At 73.6% G+C, this 14,883-nt stretch carries 14 protein-coding genes and 1 pseudogene; 8 read left to right on the top strand and 7 right to left on the bottom strand.

What is annotated here, in order from left to right; all coding sequences use genetic code 11:
- Positions 1 to 4 precede the first annotated feature (4 nt).
- Positions 5 to 1,714, bottom strand: a complete 1,710-nt coding sequence (locus IO24_RS0124385) for an ATP-binding protein (protein ID WP_045296481.1) — start codon at positions 1,712 to 1,714, stop codon at positions 5 to 7.
- A 50-nt stretch (positions 1,715 to 1,764) separates the two neighbouring features.
- Positions 1,765 to 1,959, bottom strand: a complete 195-nt coding sequence (locus tag IO24_RS0124380; RefSeq protein ID WP_030843336.1) for a hypothetical protein — start codon at positions 1,957 to 1,959, stop codon at positions 1,765 to 1,767.
- Between the two features lie 296 nt (positions 1,960 to 2,255).
- Between IO24_RS0124380 and IO24_RS0124375 the strand changes: the two genes are divergently transcribed.
- From IO24_RS0124375 to IO24_RS46665, 5 genes and pseudogenes are all read left to right on the top strand, one after another.
- Positions 2,256 to 2,648, top strand: a complete 393-nt coding sequence (locus tag IO24_RS0124375; protein ID WP_031138841.1) for an ankyrin repeat domain-containing protein — start codon at positions 2,256 to 2,258, stop codon at positions 2,646 to 2,648.
- Positions 2,649 to 2,948: 300 nt separating this feature from the next.
- Entirely contained in the window at positions 2,949 to 4,367 is a 1,419-nt protein-coding gene (locus IO24_RS0124370) for a hypothetical protein (RefSeq protein WP_031138839.1), read from the top strand.
- A 184-nt stretch (positions 4,368 to 4,551) separates the two neighbouring features.
- The gene (locus IO24_RS0124365; RefSeq protein WP_031138837.1) at positions 4,552 to 5,718 is read left to right on the top strand and encodes a glycosyltransferase family 4 protein; all 1,167 of its coding nucleotides are present in this window, start codon (positions 4,552 to 4,554) and stop codon (positions 5,716 to 5,718) included.
- Positions 5,715 to 6,911 (top strand): glycosyltransferase, encoded by a 1,197-nt coding sequence (locus IO24_RS0124360; RefSeq protein WP_031138835.1) that lies wholly within the window; start codon positions 5,715 to 5,717, stop codon positions 6,909 to 6,911. The genes IO24_RS0124365 and IO24_RS0124360 overlap by 4 nt, the downstream gene beginning before the upstream one ends.
- A gap of 50 nt (positions 6,912 to 6,961) precedes the next feature.
- Positions 6,962 to 7,104 (top strand): annotated as a pseudogene (locus IO24_RS46665) (SGNH/GDSL hydrolase family protein); the annotation flags it as partial.
- 30 nt (positions 7,105 to 7,134) lie between these two features.
- Here IO24_RS46665 and IO24_RS0124355 read toward each other — a convergent pair.
- From IO24_RS0124355 to IO24_RS0124335, 5 genes are read right to left on the bottom strand one after another with little or no spacing between them, the layout of a single operon-like run.
- Entirely contained in the window at positions 7,135 to 8,004 is an 870-nt protein-coding gene (locus IO24_RS0124355) for a 5-oxoprolinase subunit C family protein (protein ID WP_031138833.1), read from the bottom strand.
- On the bottom strand, positions 8,001 to 8,618 hold the full coding sequence (locus tag IO24_RS0124350; RefSeq protein ID WP_031138832.1) for a 5-oxoprolinase subunit B family protein: 618 nt from the start codon (positions 8,616 to 8,618) through the stop codon (positions 8,001 to 8,003). The genes IO24_RS0124355 and IO24_RS0124350 overlap by 4 nt, the downstream gene beginning before the upstream one ends.
- A complete protein-coding gene (locus tag IO24_RS0124345; protein WP_031138830.1) occupies positions 8,615 to 9,373 on the bottom strand; it encodes a LamB/YcsF family protein in 759 nt (252 codons plus the stop codon). Before IO24_RS0124345 ends, IO24_RS0124350 begins: the two co-directional genes overlap by 4 nt.
- A gap of 17 nt (positions 9,374 to 9,390) precedes the next feature.
- Complete coding sequence (locus IO24_RS0124340; protein ID WP_031138828.1) at positions 9,391 to 10,218, bottom strand: putative hydro-lyase; 828 nt, start codon at positions 10,216 to 10,218, stop codon at positions 9,391 to 9,393.
- Positions 10,215 to 11,516: an MFS transporter gene (locus IO24_RS0124335; RefSeq protein WP_031138826.1), complete on the bottom strand. Its 1,302-nt coding sequence runs from the start codon at positions 11,514 to 11,516 to the stop codon at positions 10,215 to 10,217. The genes IO24_RS0124340 and IO24_RS0124335 overlap by 4 nt, the downstream gene beginning before the upstream one ends.
- 159 nt (positions 11,517 to 11,675) lie before the next feature.
- Between IO24_RS0124335 and IO24_RS0124330 the strand changes: the two genes are divergently transcribed.
- The 3 genes from IO24_RS0124330 to IO24_RS0124320 are packed head-to-tail and all read left to right on the top strand — an operon-like array spanning position 11,676 to position 14,867.
- The gene (locus IO24_RS0124330) at positions 11,676 to 12,371 is read left to right on the top strand and encodes a GntR family transcriptional regulator (RefSeq protein WP_031138824.1); all 696 of its coding nucleotides are present in this window, start codon (positions 11,676 to 11,678) and stop codon (positions 12,369 to 12,371) included.
- Between the two features lie 56 nt (positions 12,372 to 12,427).
- On the top strand, positions 12,428 to 13,954 hold the full coding sequence (locus IO24_RS0124325; protein WP_031138822.1) for a hypothetical protein: 1,527 nt from the start codon (positions 12,428 to 12,430) through the stop codon (positions 13,952 to 13,954).
- A gap of 31 nt (positions 13,955 to 13,985) precedes the next feature.
- Entirely contained in the window at positions 13,986 to 14,867 is an 882-nt protein-coding gene (locus IO24_RS0124320) for a hypothetical protein (RefSeq protein ID WP_031138819.1), read from the top strand.
- Positions 14,868 to 14,883 lie beyond the last annotated feature (16 nt).

Raw genomic sequence — 14,883 nt, 5'->3', positions numbered from 1 at the left:
CCGGCTATGTCTCCTTGGTGAGGACCGGCACCGGGTTCGGCAGGGGCTCCCTGGTCAGGACGGGCACCGCTGCCGGCTCTGGAGCCGGCGCTTCCGGCGTCACCGGGACCGGCGCCGCTTCCTGCTCCCGTTCCTGTTCCATCGGTACCGGCTCCGGCTCGCCCGCCGACTGGTCCTGCTCCGGGATCGTCTCCCCGTCCGCCGGGGTCGTGCGCGGCGGGAGAAGGTCCAGGACCGCCTGGCGCAGGGCGTCGGGCGTCGCGTCGTCGTAGGGGTTCGGGGTGGCCGGCACCTGGAGGCGGTGGACCGGGCCCGTGCCCAGGCGGGCGTATCCGCGGCCGGGCGGGAGCTCGTCGATCGGAGTGGTGTGCGGCGGTGCGCCCAGGACCGACTCGAGCTGGTGCGGCGTCGCCGGGCCCAGGACCACACGGGCGCGGGTGTGCCGGCGTACCGGATCGCTCAGGGCGTCCATGGCGTCCAGCTGGTCGGCCACGACCACCGTCACGTTCGCCGGGCGGCCGTGCCGGAGGGGGACCTGGAGGAGGGACTGCGGGTCCTTGCGGCCGTCCGCCGCGGCCAGGTGGGTGAACGCCGTCGGGCGGTCGAGGAGGATCCACAGCGGTCGCTTGGTGTCGTCGGGCGGCGGGCGGCCCGCCTGGTGGGCGCGGTTGGCGGCGATGAGTCGGCGCTCGGTCTCGGTCGCGGCCCACTCCAGGCTGGCCGTGACCCCGGCGAGGCCCGCCTCGACCGCCAGGACACCGTCCCGGCCGGTCAGGCAGGCGTACTCGCCGGTGCCGCCGCCGTCCACGATCACCACGTCGCCGTGCTGCAGGGCCTGCAGCGCGATGGACCGCAGCAGAGTGGAGGTGCCGCTGCCCGGCTGGCCGAGAGCCAGCAGATGCGGCTCGGTGGAGCGCAGGCCCGTGCGCCAGACGACCGGCGGTACGTCCCGCTGCCGTTCCCCGTAGGTGAGGGGCAGGGTGCGCTGGACCCGGGTGAGGTCGGTGACGCCGAGGACCGTCTCGCCGGGGGTGGTGACGAACCGCTGGGCGGTGATGTCCACGGGTAGCGGCTGGAGCACGCCCACCGTCAACTCGTTGCCCTCCTCGTCCCACATGAAGTGGTATTCGCGGCCCCGGCCCGACTTGGCCGCGAGGACGTGCTCGATCCGGGCGCGGGCCTCGGCCTCGCCGTCGGTGAAGTACGCCGGGTAGCGGACCACCAGCTGCGAGATCCGGCCCCCGCCGTCGAACGCGTAGGTGGGGAAGACCTTGTCCCACGCGCCGCCGTGGGAATACAGCGGCTCGGGGTCCTCGGCGGCGGAGAAGTACGGTACGAGCGCCTCGTACAGCGACTTCAGCCGCTGGCTCTGCGACTCGTCGGGCCCGTCGGAAGCCGCCGGAGAGCGGTCCCGGCCCTGCCAGGCCGCAGCCGCCATCAGGGTGATGGCGGCCAGCAGCGGTCCGTACGGCACCAGCGCCACGACCAGGATCACGGAGGCCACCAGGAACAGCAGCGCCCCCCGTCGTTCCTTGGGGGTCTCGGTCCATCTGCGCCGCCCGGCGGCTGCCAGCCGGCGCAGACCCCGCGCGATCGTGATCAGCGGGTGGAGGACGTCGGTGGCGCTGTCGGCGGCCGTCCGGGCCAGCTCCCGGCTCCGGGCGAGCTGTGTGCTGCCGCTGCTCAGAATGCGGGGGAGGGGGCGCCGGGCCACTACTGCCTCCAGTGAGTGCGTACGGGCGGGATGCGTACGGGGGCGGGGCGTCAGAACTTGATTCCGCCGAGGAGGCTCGCCAGGCTCTCCCCGCCCGCCTTGATGCTCGGGGCGATGGCCGTACTCGCCAGATAGAAGCCGAACAGCATGGCGACCACGGCATGCGACGCCTTCAGCCCGTCCTTGCGGAAGAAGATGAAGACGACGATGCCGAGCAGGACCACGCCTGAGATGGAGAGGATCATTTGGGTTCTCCTGGTTCGCGGGGACAGTCACCATGAGTACTTCCAGGCTCACAGGATGTATCCATACGATAAAAGGTGCAACTGGGTGAAATTCGGACGATTTCCCCCGCGTGGCGGCGTGGTCCCGGGCCCGGTGGAGCCGGGCTGTTGCGCTTGTCCGGGTCTGTGCTGATCTTTACCTCGGGCACTTCGGGTCATGTGCCGCGAGAGCCAGTACCCTGGCGATTCACTCGTACGGCTGCGTCTCCGCAGGCGTACGCCCTGAGGAGACGCGAAGTGGAGAGGCGGTCCGGCCGATGACCGAAGTCCCCGACCCCGAGGTCGTGGAGCTGGCGACCAAGATCTTCGATCTGGCCCGGCGGGGACAGACCGAGGCGCTCGTGGCGTACGTCGACGCGGGTGTTCCGGCCAACCTCACCAACGACCGCGGCGACTCACTCGTGATGCTCGCCGCCTATCACGGCCACTCCGGCGCGGTCCGTGCGCTGCTGGAGCGTGGCGCCGAGGCCGACCGGATCAACGACCGGGGCCAGACCCCGCTCGCCGGAGCGGTCTTCAAGGGCGAGACGGACGTGATCAAAGCCCTTCTGGAGGGCGGCGCCGACCCGTCCGCCGGCACGCCCTCAGCGGTCGACACCGCTCGGATGTTCGGCCGGACGGAATTGCTCGAACTGTTCGGCGAGCACTGAGCCGACCGGTCTGACCAGCAACGACACGGAAAACGGGGGAGGCGGTACAGGGCCGCCGAAATTTCGGTCGCGGCAGACGAGAGTGCCGAGTCATCATGACGACGTGGTTCACGGACGTGATGGTTGGGCAGGTGTTGCCGCACCGCGCGGGCCGTGACGCGGTCCGCAAGGGCCACCGACGAGAGGCAGAGGAAGATGGTCTACAGCAAGCAGGAAACGGCGGGCACTCCGACGTGTTGTCGCGCGGCCAGGTAGTACACGTCCCCGGTTGCGTCGACGCTTGATGTGAGGCTGTTTCCCATGTTCGATCCGGTCATAGCGCCCAGCGGTACGCTGCTCGGCCTGCTCCAACGGGGCCGCGGTGACGGCACACTGCACGCGCTCACCGCCCCGCGCCCCGAGGCGCTGGCGGCGCTGAACCACTGTGTGCTGAACGATCCCCGCCACGACTGGCAGGTGGAGAACCGCTCCCTCTACTACGCCCGCCTCTACCTCGACCTCAACGGCGAGCTGGACGAGGTCGAGGCCCATCTCTTCTGCGCCGAGGACGTCCTCGACGCAGAAGAGTCACGCACCGGGCTCGCCCTCGCCGTCCTCGGGCACCTCGCCTCCTACGGCAGGCGGGACGCGCTCGAACTGCTGCGCAGGTACGCCGCCCACGGCTCCAACTGGGCCTGGGCCCTCGACGAGCTGGCCCTCAGGGACGACGACGCGGGCCTGCGCGCCCTCGCCGCGCCCGTCCTCGCCCGGTTCCCCGCCGATCCGGAGGGCGACGCCGAACTGGCCGCCACCGTCCGGGACGCCTTCGAGCCCCGGCCGTGGCGCCTGTGGGCCGAGGATCCGCGCGAATCCGTCGCCACACGGGTGCGCGCCGCTCACGAAACGGGCTGTTTCGACCGCTGGCAGCGGCAGATGCGGCCCTCCGGCCCCCGCCCGGGGTGGAGCGTGCAGGCCGTCTTCGAGTGGGCTCAGCAGGGCATCGAGCGGGGCGCCGCCCTCCATGTGCCGGCCGCCCGCTGCCTCACCGCCGTGGCGGGCCCCGAGGACCGGGCCGAGATCGTCCGGGCGGCGAAGGACGGCAGCGACGGGGCCCGGTGCACGGCTCTCAGGTACCTCGCCGACGGCAACGATCCGGAGGCCCTCGCTCTGATCGAGGGCGCCGTGGCCAACGGCTCGACGCTCGTCGTGGATGCGGCCGTCGACGCCTTCGAGCGCATGCGCTCACTGGCGGCCGTGGACCGGGCGCGCGGGTGGGCCCGGCGGCCGGACGCCCTGGGCGCCGCCGCCGGACGCGTCCTCGCCTGCCGCGGCGGGGTGCAGGACCGCGACCTGGTCCTCGCGGCGGTACGGGAGGCCGTACGGGGCGAAGGCCCCGACGCGCCGACCCTGTGGACGCTCGTCGACGGCACCGGACGCCTCGGCATCGCCTGTGCCGCACCCGTGCTCCGCCACGTCTACCGCGAGACCGCCTCCTCCCATCTGCGCGGCCGGGCCGCCCGAGCCCTCGCCGCCACCGACCCCTCCTTCGCCACGGGCTTCGCCGTCGAGTGCCTGTGGGACTGCGAGGAGACCACCCGGGAGATCGCCGCCCGGCACGCCGAGACCGGAGACACCCGCGTCGTCGAACGGCTGCGCCGGCTCGCCGCCGACCCGGCCGAGGAGGCCGAGGTGCAGACGGCCGTACGCAGCCGGATCGGTCCCGAGGAGACCGCCGTGTGACCCCCTGGGAGAACTCACCGGGGCCGCCCCAGGCCGCGTGGGTGAACGCCGGATGGCACGCGGGTCAGGAGTGCATGGACACCGCCTGACCTGCGCGGGTGCGCCTCGGAACGCTCATAGGACGTTCCTCGTCCGGAAAGATCCACGTTGACCCGGCCACGTCCGGCACGGCGACAACACAGGTATGCGTGTCGTCATCGTGACCGAATCCTTTCCCCCCGACGTGAACGGCGTGGCCCACTGCGCGCTCCAGACCGCCCGGCACCTCGTCGATCGCGGTCACGCCCCCGTCGTCGTCGCCCCGGCCCCCTCCCCCGAGGTCTCGGCTTCGCTCAAGCAGGGCGGACCCCCATCCGGCGACAAGCCCGACGCCCTCGCGCCGTGCCCCGTCGTCCATGTCCCCTCCCTCCCGCTCCCCGGCTACCCCCAGGTCCGCGTCGCCCTCCCCAGCCGGCGCCTGACCGCCACCCTCATCGAGCACCGTGCCGATGTGGTCCACCTCGCCAGTCCCTTCGTCCTCGGCGTGCGCGGCATGGCCGCCGCCGCCCGGCTCGGCATCCCGGCCGTCGCCGTCTACCAGACCGACCTGGCGGGCTACGCCCGTACGTACATGGGAGCCGGAGAAGCCGCCGCCTGGCGGCGCATCCGCTCCGTCCACGGCGCCGCCGACCTCACCCTCGCCCCGTCCAGCGCGGCCCTGCACGACCTGGAGACACACGGGGTGCCCCGGGTGGAACTCTGGCCGCGCGGCGTGGACACCGAGCGCTTCCGGCCCGGCCGGCGCGACGAGGCCCTGCGCCGCGAACTCGCCCCGAACGGCGAGCTGATCATCGGCTACGTCGGCCGGCTCGCCCCCGAGAAGCAGGTCGAACTCCTCGCCGGAGCCTGCGGTCTGGAGGGCGTCCGGGTCGTGATCGTCGGCGACGGACCCAGCCGGCCCGGCCTGGAGCAGGCGCTGCCCGGCGCCGTCTTCCTCGGCCGGCGCACCGGTGACGACCTCGCCCGGGTCTTCGCCTCGCTGGACGCCTTCGTGCACACGGGCCCCTTCGAGACGTTCTGCCAGACGGTCCAGGAGGCCATGGCCAGCGGCCTGCCGGTGGTGGCGCCCGCCGCCGGCGGACCGCTCGACCTGGTCGCCCACGGGCGCACCGGGCTGCTGGTGCCGCCGCGCGACCCGGCCGCCGTACGGGACGCGGTGCGGTCCCTGGCCGCCGACGCCGGGCTGCGGGCCGCCTTCGGCGCCGCCGGACGGGCCATGGTCGAGGGCCGCACCTGGGCGGCCGTCGGGGACCAGCTGATCGGGCACTACGCGACGGTGCTCGCCGGGCGCCGGACGGCGGTGGCGGCATGAGCGGCCCCCACTCCGGCGGCAGCGGCCGCCCGCCGCTGCGGATCGTCCGGCTCGCCAACTTCGTCGCGCCCTCGTCCGGCGGACTGCGCACTGCGCTGCGCGAACTGGGCAAGGGCTTCAAGGCGGCGGGGCACGAACCCGTCCTCGTGATCCCCGGCGAGCGTGGGAGCGACCGCGAGACCGAGCAGGGGCGGGTGATCACCCTCCCCGGGCCGCTGCTGCCCGGCACCGGGGGCTACCGCGTCCTCGCCGACAAGCGGCGGGTGGCCCGGCTTCTGGAGGAGCTCGCGCCGGACCGGCTGGAGGTGTCCGACCGGACGACCCTGAGGTGGACCGGCAGGTGGGCGCGGCGCGCCCGGGTCCCGGCCGTGATGGTCTCCCACGAGACGGCCGACGGGGTGCTGCGCACCTGGGGCGTGCCCGAGGGGGCCGCCCGCCGTGCCGCCGACGCCCTGAACGTGCGGACGGCCCACACCTACTCGCGCGTGGTGTGCACCACCGAGTTCGCCGAGCGGGAGTTCGTGCGGATCGGGGCGCGCAACGTCGTCCGGGCCCCGCTCGGCGTCGACCTGGTGCAGCGGCACCCGGCGCTGCGCGACCCGGAGGTACGGGCCCGGCACGCGCGCGTGGAGGAGACGCTGCTCGTGATGTGCTCGCGGCTCTCCGTGGAGAAACGGCCCGGCACGGCGCTGGACGCCCTGGAGGCGCTGCTGCGGCGTGGTCGCCGGGCGGTGCTGGTGGTGGCCGGGGACGGTCCGCTGCGCGCGCGGCTCGAACAGCGGGCGCGGGAGAGCGGCCTGCCGGTCACCTTCCTCGGGCACGTCTCCGACCGAGGGCTGCTCGGCGCGCTCCAGGCGTCCGCCGACGTGGCCCTGGCACCGGGGCCCGCCGAGACCTTCGGGCTCGCCGCGCTGGAGGCCATGGCCTGCGGCACGCCCGTGGTCGCGAGCGCGTCGTCGGCGCTGCCGGAGGTGATCGGCTCCGCCGGTGCCGTCGCGGCGGACCACGGGGAAGCCTTCGCGGACGCCGTGGACCTGCTGCTGGAACGGCTGGAGGCGGACCGGCGCGAGGGGGCACGCGCGCGTGCGGAGGGCTTCGGGTGGGACGCGGCGGTCGACGCGTTCCTCGCCGCGCACGACGCGGCTGTCCCCGTGCGTCCCGCTCGGCCGTTCGTGCCCGGGGGTGCGGCGTGAGGCTCCTGAGGTTCGAGGGGCCTTCGAGGTTCGACGGGCCCCCGAGGTTCGTGACCCTTGGTGACTCGCTCACCGAGGGCGTCGGGGATCCCGTCGGCGAGGGCTGTGGCGCGGCTGGGCCGCGCTGCTCGCGGGCGGGCTCACCGAGGAGCCGGTCGGGCTCACCGGCCTCGCGGTGAGTGGGTCGCGGACGTCTCTGCGTGCTTGAGCGGTGACCGGTCGGTCAGCGGCGTCGTACGGCCACGAAGCGGACCGGCGTACCGGGGGCCGCCTGGGCGGCGGCCGGGAGGTCGGCGGCGCGGACCACGGCGATCACCGGGTAGCCCCCGGTGGTCGGGTGGTCGGCCAGGAACACCACCGGCCTGCCGTCCGGCGGGACCTGCACGGCGCCCAGCACCATGCCCTCGCTGGGGAGCTCGCCCGGCCGGGCCCGCTCCAGGGCGGGTCCCTCCGTGCGCAGGCCGATGCGGTTGCTCGCGGGGGACACCCGGTAGGGCCGGGAGACGAAGGTACGTACGGCCTCGGGAGTGAACCAGCCGTCGCGCGGGCCGAGGGTCACCCGCAGCACGAGCTCGGCCGGCGGCGCCGGCTGCGGGGCGACGTCCACGCGCGGGTGCACGTCGGACGGCCGGCCCAGGGACAGCACCGTCCCGTCCGCGAGAGGGGGCGGGCCCAGCCCCGACAGCAGGTCCGTCGACCGGCTGCCGAGCACCGGCTCGACCGCGATGCCCCCGCAGACTCCCACGTAAGCGCGGAGGCCCGACACAGCGGGACCGACGTCGAGCAGCGCCCCCCCGGGCACGCGCACCGGCGCGCCCCAGGCGACGGGCCGTCCGTCCACCGTGACCGGGCAGGGCGCGCCCGCGACCGCCACGGTGACGGTGGAGCGGGGGCGCAGAGCGCAGCCGGTGAGGGTCGTCTCCAGCACGGCCGTCTCCGGCGGATTGCCGACGAGCCTGTTGACGAGGTCGGCGGCGGGCCGGTCCAGCGCCCCGGAGCGGGGGACACCGAGATGGGCGTGACCGGGGCGCCCGCGGTCCTGCACCGTGGTGAGGGCCCCGGCGCGTACGACGGCGAGCGCGCGGTCTGTCATGGACCCGCCTCGGGGACGAACCGCACGCGCGTGCCCGGCGACAGCAGTGCGGCCGGCACGCGCGCGTGGTCCCACAGCACGGCGTCCGTCGTGCCGATCAGCTGCCAGCCGCCGGGCGACGAGCGCGGGTACACGCCCGTGTACGGGCCCGCCAGGGCCACCGACCCCGCCGGGACGGCCGTACGCGGGGTGGCCCGGCGCGGGACGTCGTAGCGCGGCGGCAGCCCGGTGAGGTATCCGAAGCCGGGTGCGAAGCCGCAGAAGGCGACCCGGAACTCGGTGTCGCCGTGGATGCGGGCGACCTCGTGTTCCGGCACACCCCAGTGGGCGGCGACGTCGGCCAGGTCCGGGCCGTCGTAGCGCACCGGGATCTCCACGACGTCCCCCGCGCGTGGGGGAGCGTGCGGGAGGTCGGCGCGGGTCAGTTCGGCGGCCAGCCGGGCGGGGGCGTCGAGACCGTCGAGGAGGACCGTGCGGGCCGCGGGCACGATCTCGCGGGCCGACAGCGAGCCCTCCGCGCGGCGCCGCAGCAGCTCCGCGTGCAGGGCCTGGGCCTCGTCGCCCGAGGAGACCTCGACGAGCAGGGCGTCCTCGCCGACGGGCAGCACGTTCATGCGAAGGCCTCCACCCGGACCCCCGACGCCTCGAGCCGCTCCCGCACCCGGCGCGCCAGCTCCACCGCGCCGGGGGTGTCGCCGTGCAGGCACAGGGAACGTGCGCGCACCTCGATGCGCACCCCCGTGTGGGAGACCACCTCGCCCGAGCGGGCCAGGCTCAGGGAGCGCTCCACGACGGTGTCCGGGTCGGTGACCACGGCGCCTTCTCGGGCCCGCGGCACCAGGGTGCCCGCGTCGGTGTAGGCCCGGTCCGCGAACGCCTCGGTGACCGCCGGCAGCCCGGCCTTCCCGGCCAGCTCCAGCAGGCGCGAGCCGGGCAGGCCGAGGACGGGCAGGGCGGCGTCCGCGAGGAGTACGCCGTCGACGACCGCGGCGGCCTGTTCCTCGTCGTGCACGACCCGGTTGTAGAGCGCGCCGTGCGGTTTGACGTAGGCCACGCGGGCGCCGGCAGCGCGTGCGAACACCTCCAGGGCGCCGATCTGGTAGGCGACCTCGGCGGCCAGCTCGGCGGGCGGCACGTCCATCGCGCGCCGCCCGAAGCCGGCCAGGTCCCGGTAGGACACCTGGGCGCCGATCCGGACCCCGCGCTCGGCCGCCAGCTCGCACACCCTGCGCATGGTGACCGCGTCCCCGGCGTGGAAACCGCACGCCACGTTGGCGCTGGTGACGACGGACAGCAGCCGTTCGTCGTCGGTGAGCCGCCAGCGGCCGAAGCCCTCGCCGAGGTCGGCGTTCAGATCGATGCAGGCCATGAATCCAGTGTCTCCTGTCAGGCCACGCGGTACTGCTCGTCGCGGGCGTCGGTGAGGAACATCTGCCCCGGGGCGTGCGTGAGGGCGAACGGCGGCCGCGAGGCCATCACGGCCGCCTGCGGGGTCACCCCGCAGGCCCAGAAGACCGGGATGTCGTCCGGCTCGGCGTCCACCGCGTCCCCGAAGTCGGGGCGGCCGAGGTCGTCGATGCCGAGCCCCGCGGGATCGCCGCAGTGCACGGGGCTGCCGTGCACCGCCGGCATGAGGCTGCTCTCCCGGATCGCCGCGGCCAGCTGCCGGGGCGGCACCGGCCGCATGGACACCACCAGCGGTCCGTGCAGCCGCCCCGCCGGACGGCACCGGCGGCCGGTCACGTACATCGGGACGTTGCGGCCCTGATCGACATGACGGATCGGTACGCCCGCCTCGCCCAGCGCCCACTCGAAGGTGAAGCTGCACCCGATCAGGAACGACACCAGGTCGTCCCGCCAGTACGCGCGCACGTCCGTCGGCTCGTCCACCAGCTCGCCGTCCCGCCACACGCGGTACCGCGGCAGGTCGGTGCGCAGGTCGGCGCCGTCGGCCAGCACGGTCGTCCAGGAGCCGGCGTCCGTGACGTCCAGGACCGGGCAGGGCTTGGGATTGCGCTGGCAGAACAGCAGCATGTCGTAGGCCCAGTCGGCGGGCACCGAGATCAGGTTGACCTGGGTGTGGCCCGCCGCGACCCCGGCCGTGGGGCCCGTCAGGCCCTCCCGGAAGCGGGCCCGGGCCGTTTCGGGGCTCCACGCGTGCGCGTGCTCGTCGAGAAGGAGCAGGGGGCGGTCCTCGGTGCTCGTGCGGTTCACGCGAGCTCCTTTCCACGCGTCTCCGGCAGCCCCAGCAGCGCCAGCGCCGCGATGCCGTAGCCGATCGCGCCGAAGACCAGCGCGCCGCCGATGCCCCAGCTGTCGGCCAGGAACCCGACCGTCGTCGGGAACACGGCGCCCACCGCGCGGCCGGTGTTGTATGTGAAGCCCTGCCCCGTCCCGCGCACCGCCGTCGGGTACAGCTCGCTCAGGTAGGACCCGAAGCCGCTGAAGATCGCCGACATGCAGAACCCGAGCGGGAAGCCGAGCACCAGCAGCAGGCTGTTGGCGCCGCTCGGGATGTTCGCGTACGCCAGGATGCAGAGCGCCGACAGCAGGGCGAAGAGCCAGATGTTGCGCCGCCGGCCCAGCTTGTCGGTGAGGTAGCCGCCGGTCAGGTAGCCGATGAACGCGCCCGATATGAGGAACGTCAGATAGCCGCCGGTGCCGACGACCGACAGGTCGCGCTCGGACTTCAGATAGGCCGGCACCCAGGTGGCCAGCGTGTAGTAGCCGCCCTGGACACCGGTCGACAGCAGCCCGGCGAAGATCGTGACCCGCAGCAGACCTGGCTTGAAGATCGCCGTGAACGAGCCCTTCTGAGTGCTCTGTTCGCGCGCGGCGGCTGCCTCGGGGGCGTCGTGCACACTGCGCCGCAGCCAGACGACGAGCAGCGCGGGCAGCGCCCCGGTCCAGAACATGATGCGCCAGGCCAGATCGTCGCCGGCCACCGAGAAGGTGACCGTGTAGGCGATTACGGCCATGCCCCAGCCCACCGCCCAGGAGCTCTGGATCGCGCCGAGCGTGCGGCCCCGGTGCTTGGCGCTCGCGTACTCGGCGACCAGGATCGCCCCGACCGCCCACTCGCCGCCGAAACCGAGACCCTGGAGGGCGCGGAAGACCAGCAGCGTCTCGTAGTTGGGCGCGAAACCGCAGGCGGCGGTGAACACCGCGTAGGTGATGACCGTGACCATCAGCGCCTTCACCCGGCCGACACGGTCCGCGAGCACGCCCGCGAGGGCGCCGCCGATCGCGGAGACGACCAGCGTGACGGTCGTGAAGAGGCCGGTCTGGCCGCTGTTCAGGCCGAAGTAGGCGGACAGCGCGACCATGCTCAGCGGCAGCGTGAAGTAGTCGTACGAGTCCAGGGCATAGCCGCCGAAGGCACCGGTGAAGGCGCGGCGGCCGCGCGGGCCCAGTGCGCGCAGCCAGCCGAACGCGCCGTCGTCCGAGGTGCGTTCAGTGGTCGCGGGGCGTGTGCCGTCGGTCAGGGCCTGCGGTGGAGGGGTCGTGCTCATGGGCACCTCGCAGAGGGAGGACGGAGGGTGCTTCGGGGTGAGCCGTGCCTACGAGCCGCTGTGGGGGAGGCGGCGCCATGACAGCACCGTAGAGGATTGTTCAACGATCCCTCAATACCCATGTTGGTTCGTTCTTGTGATCTGCGATTGAATTCCGGCATGGCAGAGCAGCTGAAGGACCTCGCCGACGACCGGGCTCTCCTGGGGCGCACCAGCACCGCGGAACGGGTCTCGGACATCCTCAGGAGCCGGATCGCCGAAGGCTACTTCCCGCCCGGCACCCGCCTGTCGGAGGACAGCATCGGCGGCGCGCTCGGCGTCTCCCGCAACACGCTGCGTGAGGCGTTCCGGCTGCTCACACACGAACGCCTGCTCGTCCACGAGCTGAACCGGGGCGTCTTCGTACGGGTCCTGACCGTGGAGGACGTCGAGGACATCTACCGCACGCGCAGGCTCGTCGAGTGTGCGGTCGTCCGCGGCCTCGGCGAGCCGCCGTACCGGCTCGACGGGCTGGCCGGGGCGGTCGCGGAGGGGCGGGCGGCGGCCCGGGAGGGTGACTGGAAGGCGGTGGGTACGGCAAACATCCACTTCCACCGGGAACTGGTCGCGCTGGCCGCGAGCGAGCGCACGGAAGAGCTGATGCGGAGCGTCTTCGCGGAACTGCGCCTCGCCTTCCATGTGGTGGACGAACCGCAGCGGCTGCACGAACCCTATATCGCGCGAAATGTCGCCGTCCTGAAGGCTCTTCAGGACGGGGACCGCGAGCAGGCCGAAAGCCTCCTCGCCGGTTACCTCGACGACTCGCTGGAGCGGGTGGTCGAGGTGTACCGCCGTCGCGTCGGTGAGGACGGCTGAGGAGCCGCACCGCGCCGTTTGGGCCGATGTCAGACCCAGGACCTAGTCTGTGCACCGTGACTTCGCCTGCATCGACGGACAGCGTTCCGCCCCAGCTCAGCGCGGGGCCGCGCCCCGCGCCGGGGCCGGCCGCCGACGAGGGCCTGGCGCGGCGCCTGCGCGCGCTCGCCTGCACCGCGCCGCTGCACGACCTGGACGCGCGCAAGGCCAACCTGGCCGGCGAGTACTCGGTGTACGGCATGGCGGAGGTCGCCCTCGCGGCCATCGACCTGGTCACCCTGAACATGGACTTCGACACGGGCGCGGACCACGACCAGATCGTCGCCCGCCTCATCCCGCGCATCGCCGCCCAGGCCGAGCGGCGGCCGGCCGCCGAGCACGAGCGGGTGGCCCGCTGGGTCCTGGAGAACCTGATCAACGTCGGCAGCGTCGACCGTGGCTTCCGCGCCGTGTACGGCACGTTCGGGGCGGACGGCACCTATGTGCGCCGCGACTACGACTTCAAGCTGATCGAGGAGGTCCCCGGCCCCGGAGGCACGGTCTACCTCCGTACGACGGACGAGGCGGTCAACGTCCTCGTCGGCGCCCTCGACACGGACGTCACCAGCGCGCAGATCGCCGCCGAGGTCAAGCTGGAGGTGCTGATCAGCCGAGGCCGGCTCGCCGACGCCCAGCTCGCTGCCGAACAGGCCCGCTACCGCACCGTGCAGTACTCGGAGACCCTGCGCCGCGCCCTGGACGCGACCCGGCGCAACGTGCGCGCGGTGGACTGGCTCTCCACCGTGCCCGACATGATCGCAGAGGCGCTGGAGCACGTCGCCGACCGCTACCGCCACGAGAACGCGATCCTCACCAACATCCGCAAGGCGCGGGACGAGTCCGAGGACCCCGAGCAAAAGCGCCGCGCGGCCGAGCTCGTCGACATCGTCAAGGACTGCATCCGCCGGCACACACAGTTGCAGTCCCGGCTGCTGGAGGCCGGGCCGCTGTTCCGCGCCGAACAGGACCGGCAGGCCTTCGCCACCCCGATGACGACCTCGGGCACAGACCTGTACGGCCATCTCCTCTCGCCCGTGCTGCCACTGCCGCTGGAGCAGGCCGTCCGCGTCACCGACGCCTTCTTCGGCCGCGGCACCGGGCTGCGCACACCGGTGTCCGTCCGGGTCGGGGACCTGGTCGACATACTGCTGACGCCGCCGGTGGAGCGGGAGCATCTGGGCGCGGAGATGCCCGAGCCGGACCTCATCGCCACGCCGGACGACAGCCGGTTCAGCGAGGAGCAGATGGCGGCGGCGCAGGAACTGCTCGACCTCCCGGCTGACGCGCCGCGCCGGTTGTCGGGGCTGCTGGCGCAGGCCCGGCGGCAGGATCCCGAGCTGCCCTATCTGGTGGCCCTACTGGCGGTGCACGCCGCCAGCCCGCCGGTCGGCACGGCCTATCGGCAGGGCGAGCAGAAGCTGCTGTTCGCCGTGGACGACGGGACCGAGCTCGACGATCCGGAGTTCGGCGGTGCGGATCTGATCGTCGGCACCGCCTTGCTGGACGCGGCGGGGATGGCGGCGGACCGGACGGAAGCAGCATGAGTCAGTACGAGTGGCACAAGGAGTCCCGACCGTGAGCGAGCATGTCGAGTGGAGCGAGCCGGACGGGCCGGCCCCCGCGGCCGGTGCCGCCGTCACTCCCGCCGACGCCGCCGACGCGGCCCGGCTCGTGTCCTTCGGGCTGCAGCCCAAGCTGCAGCCCGCCCGCGACCAGGAGTACGCGGACCTGCTGCGGCGCTACCGGGAGGACCCGCCCTTCGCGCGCCTCGCGGACGCCGTGGCGACCGGTCTGGGGCTGATCGTCCTGGAGGTGTCCCCGCGCGCGGGCATGGCCGTGACCGCCGCCGAGGACTCGGTGTTCGCCGTCCGCATGGGCGACTACGCGCGTCGTACGTCCGCCGACGGCGGCGACCGGTTCCTGCACGGGCTCGCCCATCTCGCTGTCGCCGCCATGGCGTTCCCGCGCCCCGAGGACCTCGCCGACGACGGCTACATCGGCCGGGTCACGGTCAACGGCGTCGACGCCTTCGTGCGCCAGGCCTGCCGCCGCCTGGAGGAGCGCGCCGAGGAACAGGGCGAGAACACCGACCCGGCCACCGACGCCCCCGGCCTGGAGGCCGCCTGGCGGATCTGGGTGCGGCGCAGCGCCACCGGCGCCACCAAGGACGCGCGCCGGCTCGCCGGTTCGACCACCGGCATCGTCGCCAAGGCCGTCACCTTCCTCACCGAATCCGGATTCCTGCAGCGCACCGGCGACGACCACGGCGGCACGTACCGCACGACCGCCCGCTACCAGCTCCAGGTCCGCGACATGGCGGGCAGCGCCGCCCTGGCCGAGCTGCTGGAACTGGGCGTCGTCCCCGTCACCGACGGCACACCGACGCTGCTGCCCCCGGAGGAGAGCGACGACCTGGAGCTGGTCGCCGACGCCGGGCTGCCGTTCCACTCCTCCTGAACTCCCCCCACTTCAC

It is taken from the genome of Streptomyces flavovariabilis (assembly GCF_000725785.1).
Classification (GTDB): domain Bacteria; phylum Actinomycetota; class Actinomycetes; order Streptomycetales; family Streptomycetaceae; genus Streptomyces; species Streptomyces hawaiiensis.
The sequence above is the reverse complement of the archived record's forward strand: the minus strand, read 5'-3'. Positions and strand labels throughout refer to the sequence as shown.